The 21,198-nt window shown below is 52.4% G+C and carries 15 protein-coding genes, 1 tRNA gene and 3 rRNA genes; 14 read left to right on the top strand and 5 right to left on the bottom strand.

What is annotated here, in order from left to right:
* Positions 1–23: 23 nt before the first annotated feature.
* The 7 genes from F153LOC_RS09675 to F153LOC_RS09705 all read left to right on the top strand — a co-directional run bounded on the left by F153LOC_RS09675 (position 24) and on the right by F153LOC_RS09705 (position 7,038).
* The gene (locus F153LOC_RS09675; RefSeq protein WP_102105524.1) at positions 24–266 is read left to right on the top strand and encodes a YhdT family protein; all 243 of its coding nucleotides are present in this window, start codon (positions 24–26) and stop codon (positions 264–266) included.
* Complete coding sequence (panF, locus tag F153LOC_RS09680; protein ID WP_100778677.1) at positions 256–1,707, top strand: sodium/pantothenate symporter; 1,452 nt, start codon at positions 256–258, stop codon at positions 1,705–1,707. Before F153LOC_RS09675 ends, panF begins: the two co-directional genes overlap by 11 nt.
* 11 nt (positions 1,708–1,718) lie before the next feature.
* Entirely contained in the window at positions 1,719–2,600 is an 882-nt protein-coding gene (prmA, locus tag F153LOC_RS09685) for a 50S ribosomal protein L11 methyltransferase (protein ID WP_100778676.1), read from the top strand.
* Positions 2,601–3,174: 574 nt separating this feature from the next.
* Positions 3,175–4,140 (top strand): tRNA dihydrouridine synthase DusB, encoded by a 966-nt coding sequence (gene dusB, locus F153LOC_RS09690; RefSeq protein WP_100778675.1) that lies wholly within the window; start codon positions 3,175–3,177, stop codon positions 4,138–4,140.
* Between the two features lie 25 nt (positions 4,141–4,165).
* On the top strand, positions 4,166–4,462 hold the full coding sequence (gene fis / locus F153LOC_RS09695) for a DNA-binding transcriptional regulator Fis (protein WP_000462905.1): 297 nt from the start codon (positions 4,166–4,168) through the stop codon (positions 4,460–4,462).
* A gap of 182 nt (positions 4,463–4,644) precedes the next feature.
* Positions 4,645–4,809, top strand: coding sequence for a DUF2556 family protein (locus F153LOC_RS09700; RefSeq protein ID WP_100778674.1), 165 nt, complete (start codon positions 4,645–4,647; stop codon positions 4,807–4,809).
* A gap of 144 nt (positions 4,810–4,953) precedes the next feature.
* A complete protein-coding gene (locus F153LOC_RS09705) occupies positions 4,954–7,038 on the top strand; it encodes a bifunctional diguanylate cyclase/phosphodiesterase (RefSeq protein WP_102105525.1) in 2,085 nt (694 codons plus the stop codon).
* Here F153LOC_RS09705 and envR read toward each other — a convergent pair.
* Positions 7,033–7,680 (bottom strand): acrEF/envCD operon transcriptional regulator, encoded by a 648-nt coding sequence (gene envR, locus F153LOC_RS09710; RefSeq protein ID WP_102105526.1) that lies wholly within the window; start codon positions 7,678–7,680, stop codon positions 7,033–7,035. The genes F153LOC_RS09705 and envR overlap by 6 nt on opposite strands.
* Before the next feature lie 389 nt (positions 7,681–8,069).
* On the opposite strand from envR, the gene F153LOC_RS09715 reads away from it, so the two are divergent.
* The 7 genes from F153LOC_RS09715 (at position 8,070) to F153LOC_RS09745 (ending at position 17,497) form a co-directional block, all read left to right on the top strand.
* Positions 8,070–9,209, top strand: coding sequence for an efflux RND transporter periplasmic adaptor subunit (locus F153LOC_RS09715; RefSeq protein ID WP_102105527.1), 1,140 nt, complete (start codon positions 8,070–8,072; stop codon positions 9,207–9,209).
* An 11-nt stretch (positions 9,210–9,220) separates the two neighbouring features.
* Entirely contained in the window at positions 9,221–12,331 is a 3,111-nt protein-coding gene (locus F153LOC_RS09720; RefSeq protein WP_102105528.1) for an efflux RND transporter permease subunit, read from the top strand.
* 311 nt (positions 12,332–12,642) lie between these two features.
* Positions 12,643–12,864 (top strand): lipoprotein, encoded by a 222-nt coding sequence (locus F153LOC_RS09725; RefSeq protein ID WP_015960684.1) that lies wholly within the window; start codon positions 12,643–12,645, stop codon positions 12,862–12,864.
* 478 nt (positions 12,865–13,342) lie between these two features.
* A complete protein-coding gene (locus tag F153LOC_RS09730) occupies positions 13,343–14,368 on the top strand; it encodes an amino acid ABC transporter substrate-binding protein (RefSeq protein ID WP_102105529.1) in 1,026 nt (341 codons plus the stop codon).
* 68 nt (positions 14,369–14,436) lie between these two features.
* Positions 14,437–15,618, top strand: a complete 1,182-nt coding sequence (locus F153LOC_RS09735; RefSeq protein ID WP_102105530.1) for an amino acid ABC transporter permease — start codon at positions 14,437–14,439, stop codon at positions 15,616–15,618.
* 9 nt (positions 15,619–15,627) lie between these two features.
* Positions 15,628–16,731, top strand: coding sequence for an amino acid ABC transporter permease (locus F153LOC_RS09740; RefSeq protein ID WP_102105531.1), 1,104 nt, complete (start codon positions 15,628–15,630; stop codon positions 16,729–16,731).
* Between the two features lie 7 nt (positions 16,732–16,738).
* Positions 16,739–17,497, top strand: a complete 759-nt coding sequence (locus F153LOC_RS09745) for an amino acid ABC transporter ATP-binding protein (protein WP_102105532.1) — start codon at positions 16,739–16,741, stop codon at positions 17,495–17,497.
* A 126-nt stretch (positions 17,498–17,623) separates the two neighbouring features.
* Here F153LOC_RS09745 and rrf read toward each other — a convergent pair.
* The 4 genes from rrf to F153LOC_RS09765 form a co-directional block, all read right to left on the bottom strand.
* Positions 17,624–17,739: ribosomal RNA gene (gene rrf / locus F153LOC_RS09750) — 5S ribosomal RNA — on the bottom strand.
* Between the two features lie 95 nt (positions 17,740–17,834).
* Positions 17,835–20,740, bottom strand: a 23S ribosomal RNA gene (locus F153LOC_RS09755).
* A 219-nt stretch (positions 20,741–20,959) separates the two neighbouring features.
* Positions 20,960–21,035: transfer RNA gene (locus F153LOC_RS09760), tRNA-Glu, on the bottom strand.
* An 85-nt stretch (positions 21,036–21,120) separates the two neighbouring features.
* Positions 21,121–21,198, bottom strand: a 16S ribosomal RNA gene (locus F153LOC_RS09765); the annotation flags it as partial.

The following is a 21,198-nucleotide window of genomic DNA, read 5'->3' on the forward strand; positions in this document are numbered from 1 at the left end:
TCTTCATCCACAAGGGACTTAAAATGGACAAGCGTTTTGTTCAAGCCCATAAAGAAGCGCGCTGGGCGCTGTGGCTGACCCTTCTCTATCTCGCTGCATGGTTAGTAACTGCTTACTTACCTGGTTCGGCTCCCGGAATTACCGGCCTGCCGCACTGGTTTGAAATGGCCTGTCTGCTGTTGCCTCTGGTATTTACGCTGCTGTGCTGGCTGATGGTGCGTTTTATCTTCCGTGATATCTCTCTGGAGGATAGCGATGCAAACTGAAATCATCGCCGTTCTGGTTATCTATCTCTTTATTGTGTTTGGCCTCTCCGCTTACGCCATGCGCAAGCGCAGCACCGGTTCGTTCCTCAGCGAATATTTCCTGGGAAGCCGCTCGATGGGCGGTTTTGTCCTGGCGATGACGCTGACCGCCACCTATGTCAGTGCCAGCTCGTTCATCGGCGGGCCAGGTGCGGCGTACAAATATGGTCTCGGCTGGGTGCTGCTGGCGATGATTCAGGTGCCAACGATCTGGCTCTCGCTCGGGATTCTGGGCAAGAAATTCGCCATTCTCGCCCGACGCTATAACGCCATTACCCTCAATGACATGCTCCAGGCGCGGTATCAGAACCGGGCGGTAGTCTGGATCGCCAGCGTCAGTTTGCTGGTCGCCTTCGTCGGTGCGATTGCCGTGCAGTTTATTGGCGGCGCGCGGTTGCTGGAAACGGCGGCGGGAATCAAATATGAAAATGGCCTGTTGATCTTCGGGATTACCATCGCGCTCTATACCGCGTTTGGCGGCTTCCGTGCCAGCGTGCTGAATGACACCATGCAGGGAATGGTGATGCTGATTGGCACCCTGGTGCTGCTGGTTGGCGTGATCTATGCAGCGGGCGGTTTGCACAATGCCGTTGAAACCCTGGAGCAGATTGACCCTAAACTGGTCAGCCCGCACGGGGCCGACGATATTTTGACCCCGGCGTTTATGACCTCGTTCTGGGTGCTGGTCTGCTTTGGCGTCATCGGCCTGCCCCACACGGCGGTGCGTTGTATCTCCTATAAAGACAGCAAAGCGGTGCATCGTGGGATTATTATCGGCACAATCGTGGTGTCGCTGTTAATGCTGGGAATGCATCTGGCAGGGGCATTAGGCCGCGCCATTCTTCCGCATCTGACCGTGCCGGATCAGGTCATTCCGACATTAATGGTGCAGGTGTTGCCGCCATGGGCCGCCGGGCTGTTCCTTGCCGCGCCGATGGCAGCGATCATGTCGAACGTCAATGCGCACCTGCTGCAGGCCTCGGCAACAATCATTAAAGATCTGTGGCTCAGCGCGACGCCGACTAAAATGCGTAATGAGCATCGCCTGAAGCGCATTTCGACCTGGACCACGCTGGTACTCGGCATTCTGATGATGCTGGCCGCCTGGCGTCCACCGGAGATGATCATCTGGTTGAACCTGCTGGCATTCGGCGGGCTGGAAGCGGTGTTCCTGTGGCCGCTGGTGCTGGGCTTGTACTGGGAGCGCGCGAATGCTGCGGGCGCGCTAAGCGGGATGATTGTCGGTGGCGTACTCTACGCGGTACTCGCCACCTTTAAGATTCAGTACCTGGGCTTCCATCCGATTGTGCCTTCGTTACTGTTAAGTTTGCTGGCGTTTGTGGTGGGGAACCGTTTTGGTCAGCCCGTCCCACAGGCCGCCGTCATTTCTACTGATAAATAAAGAGTTTTGCCATGCCGTGGATCCAACTAAAACTGAACACAACCGGTGCCAATGCCGAAGAACTGAGCGATGCGTTAATGGAAGCGGGTTCAGTTTCCATTACTTTCCAGGACACGCATGACACGCCGGTGTTTGAGCCGCTGCCAGGCGAAACCCGTCTGTGGGGCGATACCGATGTCATTGGTCTGTTCGATGCCGAAACCGACATGAAAGAGGTCGTGGCGATCCTGGAAAATCACCCGCTGCTGGGCGTTGGTTTTGTGCATAAAATCGAGCAGCTGGAAGATAAAGACTGGGAGCGCGAGTGGATGGATAACTTCCACCCGATGCAGTTCGGTAAACGTCTGTGGATCTGCCCTAGCTGGCGCGATGTGCCTGACGCGAACGCCGTGAACGTAATGCTCGACCCGGGCCTGGCGTTTGGTACCGGCACCCACCCGACCACCTCCCTGTGCCTGCAATGGCTTGATGGTCTGGATCTGGAAGGCAAAACCGTGATCGACTTCGGTTGTGGCTCCGGGATCCTGGCGATTGCGGCACTGAAGCTGGGCGCTGCCAAAGCTATCGGGATCGACATCGATCCGCAGGCGATCCAGGCCAGCCGCGATAACGCGCAGCGCAATGGTGTTTCCGATCGTCTGGAGCTGTATCTGCCGGATAGCCAGCCAGAGGTCATGAAAGCCGATGTGGTGGTCGCGAACATCCTGGCAGGCCCGTTACGTGAACTGGCACCGTTAATCAGCGTGCTGCCCGTTGAGGGCGGTCTGCTGGGTCTGTCCGGTATTCTGGCAAGCCAGGCTGAAAGCGTATGCGAAGCCTACGCCGATCTCTTTACTCTTGATCCTGTCGTCGAGAAAGAAGAGTGGTGCCGCATCACCGGCAGCAAAAAGTAATTCTGACTTCCGGCGTGGGTCTTTTCCCACGCCGTTTCTGCGCTCTCTCTCCCCCCAACATTACAGTGGTTAGCCGGTGACATGTCAGCGGTGAAATGGGGCTTCTACACTTACCTACATAAACTTCTGTCTAAGAACCACACCTGCTGGCGTCTTAAGCAACGTAGCTGAAGTTCACTCATACGAGCATCACGAAAATACCCCTCCGGTACAGTCGCTCAACGGTCGCATTACGGTTAAATTATGTTCAGCAGACAAACTGCGATCATGTTCTAAAATGAGACGTAGATCGCAAAGAAGACCGATAATCTGCTGCTTAAAACAGCAGATTATCCCGATTAAGTGATTCATTTATTCAGAAATGATGAGAAGTTACGGGAAATTGTAAGCGCCCATAAAATAACCGTAACGGCATAACGTAATGATTTAAATGATTAATAATTCCCTTCAACCCTGCTGAGCAGCAATTCCTTGATCTGTAACAGCGGATTGTTCAAAGTTTGGCCTTTCATCTCGTGCAAAAAATGCGTAATATACGCCGCCTTGCAGTCACAGTATGGTCATTTCTTAACTCATGCGCATCGGACACTACCAGCTTAGAAATCGCCTGATCGCAGCCCCTATGGCAGGTATTACTGACCGGCCTTTCAGGACGCTGTGCTACGAGATGGGAGCAGGATTAACCGTTTCCGAGATGATGTCGTCTAACCCGCAGGTTTGGGAAAGCGACAAGTCCCGTCTTCGGATGGTGCATATTGACGAGCCAGGTATTCGAACCGTGCAAATTGCCGGAAGCGATCCTGAAGAAATGGCGGAAGCCGCGCGTATTAACGTTGAAAGTGGCGCCCAAATTATTGATATCAATATGGGTTGCCCGGCAAAGAAGGTGAATCGCAAGCTGGCAGGTTCAGCTCTTCTGCAATACCCCGATCAGGTGAAGTCGATCTTGTTGGGGGTGGTTAACGCAGTGGACGTTCCCGTTACGCTGAAAATTCGCACTGGTTGGGCGCCGGAACACCGTAACTGTGTAGAAATTGCCCAACTGGCCGAAGACTGTGGTATCCAGGCCCTGACCATTCATGGACGCACTCGCGCCTGTTTGTTCAACGGCAATGCGGAATATGACAGCATTCGGGCAGTTAAGCAGAAAGTTTCCATTCCGATTATCGCGAATGGCGACATAACTGACCCGCTTAAAGCCAGGGCTGTGCTCGACTATACAGGGGCAGATGCTCTGATGATAGGACGTGCGGCTCAGGGAAGACCCTGGATCTTTCGGGAAATCCAGCATTATCTGGACACTGGAGAGTTGCTTGCTCCCCTGCCTCTGGCAGAGATTAAGCGCTTGCTTTGTTCGCATATTCGGGAACTGCATGACTTTTACGGTCAGGCAAAAGGGTACCGAATTGCGCGTAAACACGTATCCTGGTATCTCCAGGAGCACGCTCCAAATGACCAGTTTCGGCGCACATTCAACGCCATAGAGGATGCCAGCGTACAGCTGGAGGCGTTGGAGGCATACTTCGAAAATTTTGCGTAAACAGAAATAAAGAGCTGACAGAACTATGTTCGAACAACGCGTAAATTCTGACGTACTGACCGTTTCTACCGTTAACTCTCAGGATCAGGTAACTCAAAAACCCCTCCGTGACTCGGTAAAACAGGCACTGAAGAACTATTTTGCTCAACTGAATGGTCAAGATGTTAATGATCTGTATGAGCTGGTATTGGCTGAAGTTGAACAGCCACTGTTGGACATGGTGATGCAATACACCCGCGGTAACCAAACCCGCGCAGCCCTGATGATGGGTATCAACCGTGGTACTCTTCGTAAGAAGCTGAAAAAGTACGGCATGAACTAATTTCGATTAGCTAAATGCTTGTTTAAAAAGGCGCTACTCGGCATGGGGATGCGCCTTTTTTATTGCCGCAATCTGAACCGTCAAGGCTTTGTAAACCTTGCGTGACTCCGCTTTTAAACGCCCGCTTTTCGTGTATATTTCCCCCACCTCACTGGACCTCTTCCTGAACACGGAACGACACAATGATTCGTAAATACTGGTGGCTGGTTGTCTTTGCTGTCACGGTTTTCCTCTTTGATACACTGCTGATTCAGTGGATCGAATTGCTGAGCACCGAAACCGACAAGTGTCGCAATATGAATTCCGTGAATCCGCTTAAACTGGTGAACTGCTCAGAGCTGGAATAAGCTGCGAATATCATTAAAAAACACCTTATCACCCATTAAAAACGGGGATTTAAATCCCTTTTCGTCATTCCGTTCCGGTGATAATGTCACTGCCCTTTCAGGCGCTTTCGCATAACCTCTCACTGAGAATGAGTTAAACCCACCATGCTGGTTAGCCAATACAACCAAATCCTCGTTGTCGTCTCCTTCGTTGTTGCCATCCTTGCTGCCTATACCGCGCTCAACATGGCCGCGCGCGTTGCGTGCAGCCAGGGTATCGCTGCACGCGTGTGGCTGGCGGGCGGCGGCGTGGCGATGGGAATCGGCGTGTGGGCGATGCATTTCATTGGCATGCTGGCGATGGATCTCTCCATGCGCATGAGCTATAGCCCGACGCTAACGGTGCTCTCAATGATCATTGCTATCGGCTCGTCGATGTTTGCACTTTGGCTGGTCAGCGGCGAGCAGCTGCGGTTACGCCGTCTGCTGCCGGGCGCTTTAGTGATGGGCACAGGCATCGTCGCAATGCACTACACCGGTATGGCCGCGCTGGAAGTGACGCCGGGCATTATCTGGGACAAGACCTGGATTGCGATCTCGGTAGTGATAGCGCTTGTGGCCTCACTTGCGGCGCTGTGGCTGACCTTCCGGCTGCGCCATGAAGCCGCGCAGGTCGCGCTGATGCGCCTGGGCGCAGCGATAACGATGGGCATTGCCATCGCGGGTATGCACTACGCGGGGATGAAAGCGGCGCAATTCCCGCTCTCCACTGAGATGGATCACCACGGAATAAACGGCAGCTGGCTGGCCATGCTGGTCAGCGTAGTTGCACTCTCTATCCTTGGGATCACGTTGCTGGTGTCCATGCTCGATGCCCGCCTGCAGGCCCGAACCGCTCTGCTGGCCTCATCCCTGGCAGAAGCCAATCGTGAGCTGGCCCAACTGGCGCTTCACGATACGCTGACCCGTTTACCGAATCGCGTTTTGCTGGAAGACCGTCTCGATCAGGCAATTAGCAAGGCCGACCGCGAAGGGACCCATTTCGCACTGATGTTTATGGACCTGGATGGTTTTAAAGCGGTGAATGATGCCTATGGCCATGATACGGGCGATAAATTATTAGTCGCAGTCACCGAGCGGCTGCTGCTTCCGCTGAAAGGCCAGTTTACCCTCGCCCGCATCGGCGGCGACGAGTTTGTTTTGCTCGCAGAAATCGGTGGCCCGGATGATGCCGCTTCGCTTGCCAGCGCGCTGGTCCGCGCCATTGACAGCCCTTTCAACGTCGATCCTTACGAGCTGATCGTGACCGTCAGTATCGGTATTGCGCTCTATCCGCACGACGGAAAATCCGATCGTGAGCTGATGTTCAACGCTGATGCGGCGATGTATCACACCAAACATATGGGCCGTAACGGTTATCACTTTTTCCAGCCGTCGATGAACACACTGGCGCAGACGCATTTACAGCTGATGAACGATCTGTGGCTGGCGATTGATCGCGACGAGCTGCGCCTGCACTATCAGCCGAAATTCCACGCGCCGGCCGGGCCGATTCTGGGCTTTGAGGCCCTGCTGCGCTGGGAGCATCCGAAACAGGGGCTGCTGAGTCCCGACATGTTTCTGCCACTGGCCGAAAAGACCGGGCTTATCATCCCGATAGGAAACTGGGTGATCAACGAAGCCTGCCGTCAGCTGCGCGAGTGGCACCTTCAGGGGCATAAGGCGTGGTCGATGGCAGTCAATCTGTCTACACTTCAGTTCGAACAACCCACGCTGGTTAAAACCGTGCTCGACTGCCTGGCGCAGCACCATTTGCCGCCAGAATCACTGATTCTGGAAGTGACAGAAACCACCGCAATGCACAATCCGCAAGAGAGCGTCAGGATCTTAACGGAACTGACGAATGCAGGCGTGAAGGCCTCTATCGATGATTTTGGTACCGGCTATTCGAGCCTGCTCTATCTAAAGCAGCTTCCCGCCTGCGAGCTGAAAATCGATCGCGCGTTTGTGAAAGATCTCAGCGGGAAAAGCGATGATGCCACTATCGTCTCCGCCATTGTCGCGCTGGCGAAAACGCTGAATCTGAAAGTGGTCGCTGAAGGCGTGGAAACGGAAGCCCAGCAGCAATTCCTCACCGAGCTTGGCTGTAATACGCTTCAGGGATATCTGTTAGGCAAACCTGTGACGGCGCAGACCGTCGAGGAGCTGTGCAACAACGTCGATGAATTCAAAAACTACCTGCCTTCATGAGGCAACAGAATAATTTTCCGGTAACGTGCGAGTCATATTGAGCGTCGCCAGAATATTGTCCACCAGCGCCGGAGCTTGCTGGTAAAGATTGAAATTCTCACTGTTCATTAACCAGTTTTTAATTAATCCGCTAAAAAAACCGTGAAAAACAATCAATGTCATATCGATATTTATAAGTGGGGAGATCATGCCATTCGCCATCCCTTTCTCCAGCAACACGCGGACGTTTTCATAATTAAAACCAATACGCTGACGAATTTCGCACTCTGATGTCATTTCATTATTAAATTCACATTTGTGATACAGAATTTGTAAGAGTGCACGCTGTCGGGGGCTTCGGGAAATATATTGCAACGCCGCGACAAACTTTTCGCGCAGAACACATAAAGGGTCGTCATTCCCTGACAAGGAAAGCTGATCATGAATTAAATCGCATAAAGGTATCTGTTGCTCCCAAATCGCATTGAAAATTTCCGCTTTGCTGGAGAAGTGCCAGTAAACCGCGCCACGGGTTACGCCTGCGGCATCTGCGATATCAGTCAGCGTGGTGCTCGCCACTCCGCGCGTCGAAAACTGGGTAATGGCGGCTTCGATCAGCTGCTGTCTCGTTTTCTGTGCATCTTCTTTTGTTTTACGCGCCATCGCCTCTTACCCATTACCTGAACAGTTCGCCACGTAACCAGAAATACCTCGTCGCGGAAGTATTCCCTAACGGGGGATTTTATTCTGATCAAAAAAAGTCAATTGCGTTAATCAATAATTACAACAAATGAATTAACATCATTAAATTCATAAACTATATAAGTAACGCTGGATGATATTTAAACCTGAGTGCTTCGCACCATTACTATATCGTTGATTCGCCACGTCAGACTCTGGTTTTTATCTGAATAACCTGTTCGCCGCACTTATAAATTAAAAAGCATCAACGTACCTCATTATGATGTGCGCTGGATTTCTGACTCTTTGCCCCGCGATCCTTTTCACAACCTCACGGCAAATATCAGTTTATTGTTTTTAAAGGAACAGTAATGAAGAAACACTTCAGGCTTTTACCCTTATCCGGTTTTATTGTCTGCTCCGCACTGCTTGCTGGCTGTGATGGTTCTGATAATGCGCAGCAAGGCGCGCAGGTGCCCCAGGTCACTGTCTTTGTCGTGAAAAGCGCGCCACTGGCAATCACCACGGAGCTGCCAGGGCGTACGGATGCGTTTCGCGTCGCTGAAGTCCGCCCGCAGGTGAGCGGTATTATTCTGCGCCGTAACTTTGTCGAAGGCAGCGATGTGAAAGCAGGCGATTCCCTGTATCAGATCGATCCGGCGTCCTATCAGGCCGCCTATGACAGTGCGAAAGGCGAGCTGGTGAAAGCTGAAGCGGCGGCAAACATTGCCCATTTGACCGTGAAACGGTATGTCCCTCTGGTGGGCACACAATATGTCAGCCGACAAGAGTATGACCAGGCAGTCGCCAACGCCAGACAGGCCGATGCCAGCGTAACGGCTACGCAAGCGGGCGTCGAAACAGCACGTATCAATCTCGCCTATACCAAAGTGTCATCACCGATTAATGGACGAATTGGGAAATCCAGCGTCACCGAAGGCGCACTGGTGACAAACGGCCAGGCTTCCGCACTGGCAACCGTGCAGCAACTCGATCCGATCTATGTGGATGTCACCCAGTCGAGCAATGACTTTATGCAGCTGAAGCAGTCCAGCCTGCAAAAAGGTGACGGCACCAGCAGCGTGCAGCTGTTGATGGAAAACGGCCAGCCTTACGCGGAGAAAGGTACGCTACAGTTCTCTGATGTCACGGTGGACGAAAGCACCGGCTCCATTACCCTGCGTGCGGTTTTCCCGAATCCTAAACATATGCTGCTGCCGGGCATGTTTGTGCGAGCCCGCATTGATGAAGGCATCCAGCCGAATGCCATTCTCGTTCCACAACAGGGTGTCACGCGTACTCCTCGTGGCGATGCCACCGTACTGGTCGTGAACGCCAAAGAACAGGTTGAAACGCGTAGCGTGGTGGCACCTCAGGCCATTGGCGATCGTTGGCTAATCACGAACGGGTTGAAGGAGGGCGATCGCGTCATCATCAGCGGCCTGCAAAAAGTGCATCCTGGGGCCACGGTAGTTGCCACGCCAGATTCCGCCGCGACGAAAGCCAGTTAAGGGTATAATCAATGGCTAACTTTTTTATTCAAAGGCCGATTTTTGCCTGGGTACTTGCCATCATTCTGATGATTGCGGGTGGGCTGGCGATTCTCAAACTGCCCGTGGCACAGTATCCCACGATTGCGCCACCCGCTGTTGCCGTCACAGCTGTTTACCCTGGTGCGGACGCACAAACGGTGCAGGATACGGTGACGCAGGTTATCGAACAGAACATGAACGGTGTCGATAACCTGATGTACATGTCATCCACCAGTGATTCCGCGGGAAACGTGACGATTACCCTGACCTTCCAGTCAGGCACCGATCCTGATATCGCGCAGGTACAGGTTCAGAACAAACTTCAGCTGGCGATGCCGCTGTTGCCGCAGGAAGTGCAGCAGCAAGGGATCGGCGTGAAGAAATCCAGCAGCAGCTTCCTTCTGGTCGCGGGGTTTGTGTCTGATAACAAAAGCCTGACCCAGGACGATATTTCAGATTACGTTGCGTCTAACGTGAAAGACACCATCAGCCGAACTTCCGGTGTGGGCGATGTTCAGATGTTTGGCGCGCAGTACGCGATGCGTATCTGGCTCGACAGCAATGCCCTGAATAAGTATCAGCTGACACCGCTGGATGTAATTAATCAGCTCAAAACCCAGAACAACCAGATTGCGGCCGGTCAGTTAGGCGGAACGCCGTCGGTTCCGGGCCAGCAGCTTAACGCCTCCATCATTGCTCAAACGCGCCTGAAAACACCGGAAGAGTTTGGCAAGGTCACACTGAAAGTGAACCAGGACGGCTCAATGGTGCATTTGAAAGATGTGGCCCGCATTGAGCTTGGCGGCGAAAACTACAACATGGTGACCAAGATTAACGGCCAGGCGGCTACTGGTCTGGGTATCAAGCTGGCGACAGGCGCCAACGCGCTGGACACTGCCGCTGCCATTAAATCAAAACTGGCCGAACTGCAGGCCTTCTTCCCCCAGGGGCTGAAGGTTGTCTACCCTTACGACACCACGCCGTTCGTGACAATCTCGATTCATGAAGTGGTTAAAACCCTGTTCGAAGCGATTATTCTCGTCTTCCTGGTGATGTATCTGTTCCTGCAAAACTTGCGCGCCACGCTGATTCCAACCATTGCTGTGCCGGTCGTGTTGCTGGGTACCTTTGCGGTGTTGGGCGCATTTGGGTTTTCTATCAATACCCTGACAATGTTTGGCATGGTGCTGGCGATAGGTTTGCTAGTCGATGACGCCATCGTCGTCGTGGAAAACGTCGAACGCGTGATGGCGGAGGATAAGCTGCCGCCGAAAGAAGCAACGCAGAAGTCGATGGAGCAGATTCAGGGCGCGCTGGTTGGTATCGCGATGGTGCTTTCAGCGGTGTTCGTGCCGATGGCGTTCTTTGGTGGTTCCACCGGTGCTATCTATCGTCAGTTCTCCCTGACCATCGTTTCGGCAATGGCGCTTTCCGTCCTTGTTGCCCTGATCCTGACCCCTGCCCTCTGCGCCACGCTGCTGAAACCCGCAGCGGAAGAGCACCACGCGAAAGGCGGTTTCTTTGGCTGGTTCAATAACGTCTTCGATAAGAGCGTGGACCATTACAGTAACAGCGTGAGCGGCATTTTACGCAAAACCGGGCGCTATCTGGTGATTTATGTGCTGATTGTTGCTGGTATGGCGGTATTGTTCCTACGTTTACCAACCTCCTTCTTACCCGACGAGGATCAGGGCGTATTCATGACCATGGTCCAGCTGCCCGCGGGTGCCACGCAAACCCGTACGCAGCAGATCCTGGATCAGGTGCAGCAATACTATCTAACCAAAGAGAAGGCCAACGTCGATTCGGTCTTTACGGTTAACGGTTTTAGCTACAGCGGCCAGGGGCAAAACTCCGGCATGGCATTTATCAGCCTGAAACCGTGGGATGAACGTCCGGGAGCTGAAAACGGAGTCGCCGCGATTGTCGGTCGCGCATCGAAAGCCTTCAGTCACATTAAGGATGGGATGATCTACCCGTTCAACCTGCCTGCAATTATCGAACTGGGCACGGCTACCGGGTTTGACTTCGAACTTATCGATCAGGCAAACCTTGGGCATATCGAGCTGACAAAAGCACGTAATCAGCTGCTTGGTATGGCGAAAGAGCACCCAGACCTGCTCGAACGTGTGCGCCCTAACGGGCTGGAAGATACCCCGCAGTTCAAACTGGATGTGGATCAAGAGAAAGCGCAGGCGCTGGGAGTCAGTCTATCTGATATCAACCAGACGATTTCGACCGCGCTCGGCGGGACTTATGTGAATGACTTTATCGATCATGGGCGTGTGAAGAAAGTCTATGCGCAGGCCGACGCTCCGTTCCGTATGTTGCCGGGTGATATCAATAACCTGTACGTTCGCAGCACCAACGGCGAAATGGTGCCTTTCTCCGCGTTTAGCACCTCGCGCTGGATTTCAGGTTCACCGCGCCTTGAGCGCTACAACGGTATGCCTTCAATGGAAATTGTGGGTGAATCCGTGCGGGGTAAGAGCTCGGGTGAAGCGATGGCGATGATGGAAAGTATGGCGCAAAGACTGCCTTCAGGTATCGGTTACGACTGGACGGGGATGTCATATCAGGAACGTCTCTCTGGCAATCAGGCACCTGCGCTATATGCCATTTCGCTGATTGTGGTGTTCCTGTGTCTGGCTGCGCTCTATGAGAGCTGGTCGATTCCGTTCTCCGTTATGCTGGTCGTGCCACTGGGGGTGATTGGTGCGCTGCTTGGCGCCTCGTTAAGCGGGCTGAACAATGACGTCTATTTCCAGGTTGGGCTTCTCACCACCATCGGGCTCTCCGCGAAGAACGCCATTCTGATTGTAGAGTTCGCGAAAGACCTGATGGAGAAAGAGGGTAAAGGGGTTATCGAAGCCACTCTAGAGGCATCCCGTATGCGTTTGCGCCCCATCCTGATGACGTCACTGGCGTTTGTTCTCGGTGTACTGCCGCTGGTAATCAGCCGTGGTGCGGGCAGTGGCGCGCAAAACGCCGTGGGCACAGGGGTCATGGGCGGAATGCTCTCGGCAACGCTTCTGGCTATCTTCTTCGTTCCCGTATTTTTCGTGGTCGTCAGACGACGGTTTAATCGAATCAATAAGTAAAACAAAGATAAAGGCGTCATCCGGCGCCTTTTCTTATTCTTTTGCACAGAACATTAGCACGCAAATTATCATTGTATTATTATACCTGTGAATAATCGTTAACTTCCTCGCGGCGTAAAATCTATTATTCGTTCCATACTTCCTCCATAAATTCATGCCATTCTGTTTTTTTCTCCATGATTTTTACAATCCACATAATTTGAGATTATTCACCCTGCTGTTGTGGATAGGTGTAGTGGTAAAATGACCCTCAGCTCGATAAATACCCTATTGGTTTAATAGCGAGCCAGTTTTAATTCTGAGGTAACATCATGAAAAGATTCATTTGCGTTGCAACTCTCGCTGCGCTTCTTGCCGGTTGTGCGCACGACTCTCCGTGTGTGCCGGTGTATGACGATCAGGGCCGTCTGGTTCATACCAACACCTGTATGAAGGGCACAACCCAGGATAACTGGGAAACTGCAGGGGCGATCGCCGGTGGTGCTGCCGCTGTCGCTGGCCTGACGCTGGGTATCGTCGCATTAACGAAATAATGCTTTCCTGCAAAAGCGCGGTGCTCCCGCGCTTTTGCTTCAAACCAGTGCAATGATTTCCTGTGAAGTTAAAAAAACTCCCCTTTTTCAACTACCTCTCATTATTAATATCTGATTCTTCTCACATCTTTTTTGTCGCCTCTTTTTAATTACATATTCCAGCGTGATACTTTTCACAATTCAATTACATTAAATATCCTGCCAATATTCACGCCAGAAACTACCATCCGGAATTAACTCACGAGCTAACAACTTTTGCTCTGATTTGTGGCGTAGGTTGTGATTTCGCACCATTTCGGGGCGCTCGATTTATTTATCCCTGTCTACACTCTGCATTATGCGTTCAATTCTCTCTTTTTCAGCCGAACGCAAAACTGGCATTACGTTTGCTTTATAAACGTCGGCCAACGCCACAGACAGGTAAAAGCGTTTTAAAACGACTTTCTATAACGATAAATTTCGCCACACAGGATGCATTATGAAAAAGACGATGTTAGCCAGCCTGGCCGCAGCGGGCATGTTGTTTGCTGTAGCGGGACAAGCTCATGCCGGCACAACGCTGGATGCCGTTAAAAAGAAAGGTTTTGTACAGTGCGGTATCAGTGATGGGTTACCGGGCTTCTCCTATGCCGATGCGAACGGAAAGTTCACCGGTATTGATGTCGATGTATGTCGTGGCGTTGCAGCAGCCATCTTCGGGCATGACACCAAAGTAAAATACACCCCTCTGACGGCGAAAGAGCGCTTTACCGCTCTGCAGTCTGGCGAAGTGGACATGCTTTCTCGTAATACCACCTGGACTTCATCGCGTGACGCGGGCATGGGAATGTCCTTCACCGGCGTTACCTATTATGACGGTATCGGCTTCCTGACCCATAACAAGGCGGGACTGAAGAGCGCCAAAGAGCTCGACGGGGCGACTGTTTGTATTCAGGCAGGCACTGACACCGAGCTGAATGTCGCCGACTATTTCAAAGCCAACAACATGAAATACACGCCGGTCACCTTTGACCGCTCTGATGAATCCGCTAAAGCGCTGGAGTCTGGCCGTTGCGATACGCTGGCGTCAGACCAGTCTCAGCTGTATGCCCTGCGCATCAAGCTGAGCAACCCGGCGGAATGGATTGTTCTACCAGAAGTCATCTCGAAAGAACCTCTCGGACCGGTCGTACGCCGTGGCGATGAAGACTGGTTCTCCATCGTTCGCTGGACGCTGTTCGCTATGCTGAACGCCGAAGAGATGGGCATCAATTCGAAAAACGTCGACGAAAAAGCCGCTAATCCATCTACGCCGGATATGGCGCACCTTTTGGGTAAAGAGGGTGATTTCGGTAAAGATCTAAAACTGGATAACAAGTGGGCATATAACATCATTAAACACGTCGGTAACTATTCAGAGATCTTCGAGCGCAACGTGGGATCGGAAAGTGCACTGAAGATCAAACGTGGCCAGAACAACCTCTGGAACAACGGCGGCATTCAGTACGCTCCGCCGGTACGTTAAGTATTTAGCTGTAACGGGCACCGCATCTGTGGTGCCCAGTCCAGAGTCATGGTTACCGAGGTTTCTTTATGTCCCATCGCCGCTTAGCCGTAAAAGGAAAACTTTCCTTTTCTCATCCCGCGGTCCGCGCCTGGCTGTTCCAGATAATCGCTGTTGTCGCCGTCGTGGTCGTCGCGGTTTATTTAATTCATAACACTGTTACCAATCTGAGCAATCGCGGCATCACTTCGGGCTTTGCCTTCCTGGATCGCAGCGCTGGTTTTGGCATTGTGCAGCACTTGATTGATTATCAAGAGGGAGACACTTACGGAAGAGTGTTTCTGGTCGGCCTGCTGAACACGCTTCTGGTCTCTGCGCTGTGTATTGTGTTTGCTTCGTTTCTCGGCTTTTTCCTCGGACTTGCGCGCCTTTCGGAGAACTGGTTATTACGCAAACTCTCGACGATTTATATTGAGACGTTTCGCAATATTCCGCCACTCCTGCAGATCTTCTTCTGGTATTTCGCCGTACTGCGCAATTTACCCGGCCCGCGCCAGGCCGTTGATGCCTGGGATCTCTTTTTCCTGAGTAATCGCGGTCTCTATATTCCCTCGCCGCTGGCGGGCGAAGGGCTGTACGCGTTCATGGCAGCCATTGTTGTTGCTATCGCTATTACGATGGGGCTGTTTCGCTATAACCGCGCACTTCAGATTAAAACCGGGCAACTTCGCAGAACATGGCCAGCAGGCGTTGCATTGATCGTGGGTTTACCGCTGCTCGCACACTGGACTTTCGGTGCTGCGTTGCACTGGGATATTCCACAGCTGCGTGGTTTTAACTTCCGGGGTGGGATGGTGCTGATCCCAGAGCTTGCGGCGCTGACGCTGGCGCTGTCGATTTATACCTCCGCATTTATTGCCGAAATCATTCGTTCCGGTATCCAGGCAGTACCCTATGGGCAGCATGAAGCCGCGCGATCACTCGGATTACCAAATCCGGTGACCCTGCGTCAGGTGATCATCCCGCAAGCCTTGCGCGTGATCATCCCACCGCTGACCAGTCAGTATCTTAATATTGCCAAAAACTCCTCGCTGGCGGCTGCCATTGGTTATCCCGACATGGTTTCCCTTTTCGCCGGAACCGTGCTTAACCAGACCGGGCAAGCTATCGAGACTATCGCCATCACCATGTCCGTCTATCTGATTATCAGCCTGACGATCTCACTGCTGATGAATATCTATAACCGTCGCATCGCCCTGGTTGAGCGCTAAGGAACCATGATGACAAAAGCCGTATTGTCACAGCCCTCGCGCCCGTCCAGCGCCGGAAGCTGGCGTTTCATCGCCTGGGCACGCAAGAATCTGTTCTCCTCATGGAGCAACAGTCTCCTGACGATCGTCAGTTTATGGTTGATTTGGGAGCTGATTCCCCCCCTGCTGAACTGGGCTTTTTTACAGGCAAACTGGGTAGGCTCTACGCGGGCTGACTGCACCAAAGCGGGTGCCTGCTGGGTGTTTATCCATGAGCGTTTCGGGCAGTTTATCTATGGTCTCTATCCACACGATCAACGCTGGCGCATCAATCTTGCGCTGGTTATCGGCCTGCTGTCGATCGCACCGATGTTCTTTAAACGCCTGCCGCGTCGTGGTCGCTATATTGCCTGCTGGGCAGTGGTGTACCCGCTGATTGTCTGGTTGTTGCTGTACGGGGGAATACTGGGGCTGGAGCGTGTAGAAACACGCCAGTGGGGTGGGCTGACGTTAACCCTGATCATCGCTTCTGTGGGTATCGCCGGGGCGCTGCCGTTGGGTATTTTGCTGGCACTTGGCCGTCGTTCAACGATGCCGGTGGTACGCATTCTGTCGGTGATCTTTATCGAGTTCTGGCGCGGTGTACCGCTGATTACCGTTCTGTTTATGTCCTCGGTGATGCTGCCGCTGTTTATGGCGGAAGGCACCACGATCGACAAATTGATCCGCGCCCTGGTGGGGGTCGTGTTATTCCAGTCAGCGTATGTTGCAGAAGTGGTTCGCGGCGGGCTTCAGGCGCTGCCAAAAGGTCAGTATGAGGCTGCTGAATCGCTGGCACTTGGTTACTGGAAAACTCAGGGACTCGTGATCTTACCCCAGGCGCTCAAGCTGGTTATTCCGGGGCTGGTGAACACTATCATCGCCTTGTTTAAAGATACCAGCCTCGTGATCATCATTGGATTGTTTGATCTTTTCAGTAGTGTTCAGCAGGCCACAGTCGACCCGGCCTGGCTGGGAATGTCTACTGAAGGCTATGTTTTTGCAGCACTTGTGTACTGGATTTTCTGTTTCAGTATGTCGCGCTATAGCCAGCATCTGGAAAAGCGCTTTAATACCGGGCGTACGCCGCAATGAGGAATTTATGAGCAAAATAACGATGACCCCCGCTGACGCGATGATTACGCTGGAAAACGTTAATAAATGGTACGGGCAGTTTCATGTCCTGAAAGATATCAATCTGAAGGTAAAGCAAGGTGAACGTATCGTCCTGTGCGGCCCGTCAGGTTCAGGTAAATCTACGACGATACGCTGTATTAACCATCTTGAAGAGCATCAACAAGGGCGCATCGTTGTTGATGGAATTGAGCTGGATGAGGATATTCGTAATATCGAACGAGTCCGCCAGGAAGTGGGTATGGTATTCCAGCATTTCAATCTGTTCCCCCATTTGACGGTAATACAGAATTGCACACTGGCGCCTATTTGGGTTAGAAAGATGCCTAAAAAGGAAGCTGAGGCGCTGGCGATGCATTATCTGGAACGGGTGCGTATTGCTGAACATGCGAATAAGTTTCCCGGACAGATATCGGGGGGTCAGCAGCAGCGTGTCGCTATCGCGCGATCCTTGTGCATGAAACCTAAAATTATGCTGTTCGATGAACCGACTTCAGCGCTCGATCCTGAGATGGTTAAAGAGGTGCTGGATACGATGATTGGTCTGGCCCAATCAGGAATGACAATGCTCTGTGTCACGCATGAAATGGGATTTGCCAGAACAGTGGCAGACAGGGTGATTTTTATGGATCGCGGGGAAATTGTCGAACAGGCTGCACCGGAAGAGTTTTTTGCCCATCCGAAATCTGAAAGAACGCGAGCATTTCTGTCCCAGGTGATTCATTAATCAATGATAGTTGCCCGGTGGCATTTGGTTGCCGGGCAAAAGGTGTCTGGCAACGTACTCGCCTGATATTTCGATGTATAAACGCAAAAAGGCCATCCTTGCGGATGGCCTTTTCACTTAATTGATGCCTGGCAGTTCCCTACTCTCACATGGGGAGACCCCACACTACCATCGGCGCTACGGCGTTTCACTTCTGAGTTCGGCATGGGGTCAGGTGGGACCACCGCGCTAAAGCCGCCAGGCAAATTCTGTATCAACACGCATCTCTGCGCATTAATTAATCTGTATCAGCTGAAAATCGACTGTCTCTGCTTCGCCAAAACATCTTCGGCGTTGTAAGGTTAAGCCTCACGGTTCATTAGTACTGGTTAGCTCAATACATCGCTGCACTTACACACCCAGCCTATCAACGTCGTAGTCTTCAACGTTCCTTCAGGACTCTCAAGGAGTCAGGGAGAACTCATCTCGGGGCAAGTTTCGTGCTTAGATGCTTTCAGCACTTATCTTTTCCGCATTTAGCTACCGGGCAATGCCATTGGCATGACAACCCGAACACCAGTGATGCGTCCACTCCGGTCCTCTCGTACTAGGAGCAGCCCCCCTCAATTCTCCAGCGCCCACGGCAGATAGGGACCGAACTGTCTCACGACGTTCTAAACCCAGCTCGCGTACCACTTTAAACGGCGAACAGCCGTACCCTTGGGACCTACTTCAGCCCCAGGATGTGATGAGCCGACATCGAGGTGCCAAACACCGCCGTCGATATGAACTCTTGGGCGGTATCAGCCTGTTATCCCCGGAGTACCTTTTATCCGTTGAGCGATGGCCCTTCCATTCAGAACCACCGGATCACTATGACCTGCTTTCGCACCTGCTCGAGCCGTCACTCTCGCAGTCAAGCTAGCTTATGCCATTGCACTAACCTCCTGATGTCCGACCAGGATTAGCTAACCTTCGTGCTCCTCCGTTACTCTTTAGGAGGAGACCGCCCCAGTCAAACTACCCACCAGACACTGTCCGCAACCCGGATTACGGGTCTACGTTAGAACACCAGCCATTAAAGGGTGGTATTTCAAGGTTGGCTCCACGCAGACTGGCGTCCACGCTTCAAAGCCTCCCACCTATCCTACACATCAAGGACCAGTGTTCAGTGTCAAGCTATAGTAAAGGTTCACGGGGTCTTTCCGTCTTGCCGCGGGTACACTGCATCTTCACAGCGAGTTCAATTTCACTGAGTCTCGGGTGGAGACAGCCTGGCCATCATTACGCCATTCGTGCAGGTCGGAACTTACCCGACAAGGAATTTCGCTACCTTAGGACCGTTATAGTTACGGCCGCCGTTTACCGGGGCTTCGATCAAGAGCTTCGCGTTGCCGCTAACCCCATCAATTAACCTTCCGGCACCGGGCAGGCGTCACACCGTATACGTCCACTTTCGTGTTTGCACAGTGCTGTGTTTTTAATAAACAGTTGCAGCCAGCTGGTATCTTCGACTGGTTTCAGCTCCGTCCGCAGGGACTTCACCTACACACCAGCGTGCCTTCTCCCGAAGTTACGGCACCATTTTGCCTAGTTCCTTCACCCGAGTTCTCTCAAGCGCCTTGGTATTCTCTACCTGACCACCTGTGTCGGTTTGGGGTACGATTTGATGTTACCTGATGCTTAGAGGCTTTTCCTGGAAGCAGGGCATTTGTTACTTCAGCACCGTAGTGCCTCGTCATCACACCTCAGCGTTAAAAAGGTACCGGATTTACCTGGAACCTCCGCCTACATGCTTAAACCGGGACAACCGTCGCCCGGCTAACATAGCCTTCTCCGTCCCCCCTTCGCAGTAACACCAAGTACAGGAATATTAACCTGTTTCCCATCGACTACGCCTTTCGGCCTCGCCTTAGGGGTCGACTCACCCTGCCCCGATTAACGTTGGACAGGAACCCTTGGTCTTCCGGCGAGCGGGCTTTTCACCCGCTTTATCGTTACTTATGTCAGCATTCGCACTTCTGATACCTCCAGCATGCCTCACAGCACACCTTCAACGGCTTACAGAACGCTCCCCTACCCAACAACGCATAAGCGTCGCTGCCGCAGCTTCGGTGCATGGTTTAGCCCCGTTACATCTTCCGCGCAGGCCGACTCGACCAGTGAGCTATTACGCTTTCTTTAAATGATGGCTGCTTCTAAGCCAACATCCTGGCTGTCTGTGCCTTCCCACATCGTTTCCCACTTAACCATGACTTTGGGACCTTAGCTGGCGGTCTGGGTTGTTTCCCTCTTCACGACGGACGTTAGCACCCGCCGTGTGTCTCCCGTGATAACATTCTTCGGTATTCGTAGTTTGCATCGGGTTGGTAAGCCGGGATGGCCCCCTAGCCGAAACAGTGCTCTACCCCCGAAGATGAGTTCACGAGGCGCTACCTAAATAGCTTTCGGGGAGAACCAGCTATCTCCCGGTTTGATTGGCCTTTCACCCCCAGCCACAAGTCATCCGCTAATTTTTCAACATTAGTCGGTTCGGTCCTCCAGTTAGTGTTACCCAACCTTCAACCTGCCCATGGCTAGATCACCGGGTTTCGGGTCTATACCCTGCAACTTAACGCCCAGTTAAGACTCGGTTTCCCTTCGGCTCCCCTATACGGTTAACCTTGCTACAGAATATAAGTCGCTGACCCATTATACAAAAGGTACGCAGTCACCCCATAAAGAGGCTCCCACTGCTTGTACGTACACGGTTTCAGGTTCTTTTTCACTCCCCTCGCCGGGGTTCTTTTCGCCTTTCCCTCACGGTACTGGTTCACTATCGGTCAGTCAGGAGTATTTAGCCTTGGAGGATGGTCCCCCCATATTCAGACAGGATACCACGTGTCCCGCCCTACTCTTCGAGTTCACAACGTGTGCATTTTTGTGTACGGGGCTGTCACCCTGTATCGCCGGACTTTCCAGACCGTTCCACTAACACACGCGCTGATTCAGACTCTGGGCTCCTCCCCGTTCGCTCGCCGCTACTGGGGGAATCTCGGTTGATTTCTTTTCCTCGGGGTACTTAGATGTTTCAGTTCCCCCGGTTCGCCTCATGCCACTATGTATTCATGACATGATAGTGTGTCGAAACACACTGGGTTTCCCCATTCGGGTATCGCCGGGTCAAAGGTTCATATCACCTCGCCGACGCTTATCGCAGATTAGCACGCCCTTCATCGCCTCTGACTGCCAGGGCATCCACCGTGTACGCTTAGTCGCTTAACCTCACAACCCGAAGATGTTTCGTAAAACACCCTCGTGTCGCGAAAATTTGAGAGACTCGAACACACCGTCACTCTGTTCTTATTACGGAGAACAGACGCAGCGTGTCGTTTCAATTTTCAGCTTGATCCAGATTTTTAAAGAGCAAATATCTCAAACATGATTCCTGAGAATCAGTTTTGAGATATTAAGGCAGGTGACTTTCACTCACAAACCAGCAAGTGGCGTCCCCTAGGGGATTCGAACCCCTGTTACCGCCGTGAAAGGGCGGTGTCCTGGGCCTCTAGACGAAGGGGACACTGAAGTCTCAATCGCAAGACGCCTTGCTATTTACTTTTCATCAGACAATCTGTGTGGACACTACAAAGGCAGGTTCTTTCAGGTAAGGAGGTGATCCAACCGCAGGTTCCCCTACGGTTACCTTGTTACGACTTCACCCCAGTCATGAATCACAAAGTGGT

Source organism: Lelliottia sp. F153, assembly GCF_002870005.1.
In the GTDB taxonomy this organism is placed as follows: domain Bacteria; phylum Pseudomonadota; class Gammaproteobacteria; order Enterobacterales; family Enterobacteriaceae; genus Enterobacter; species Enterobacter nimipressuralis.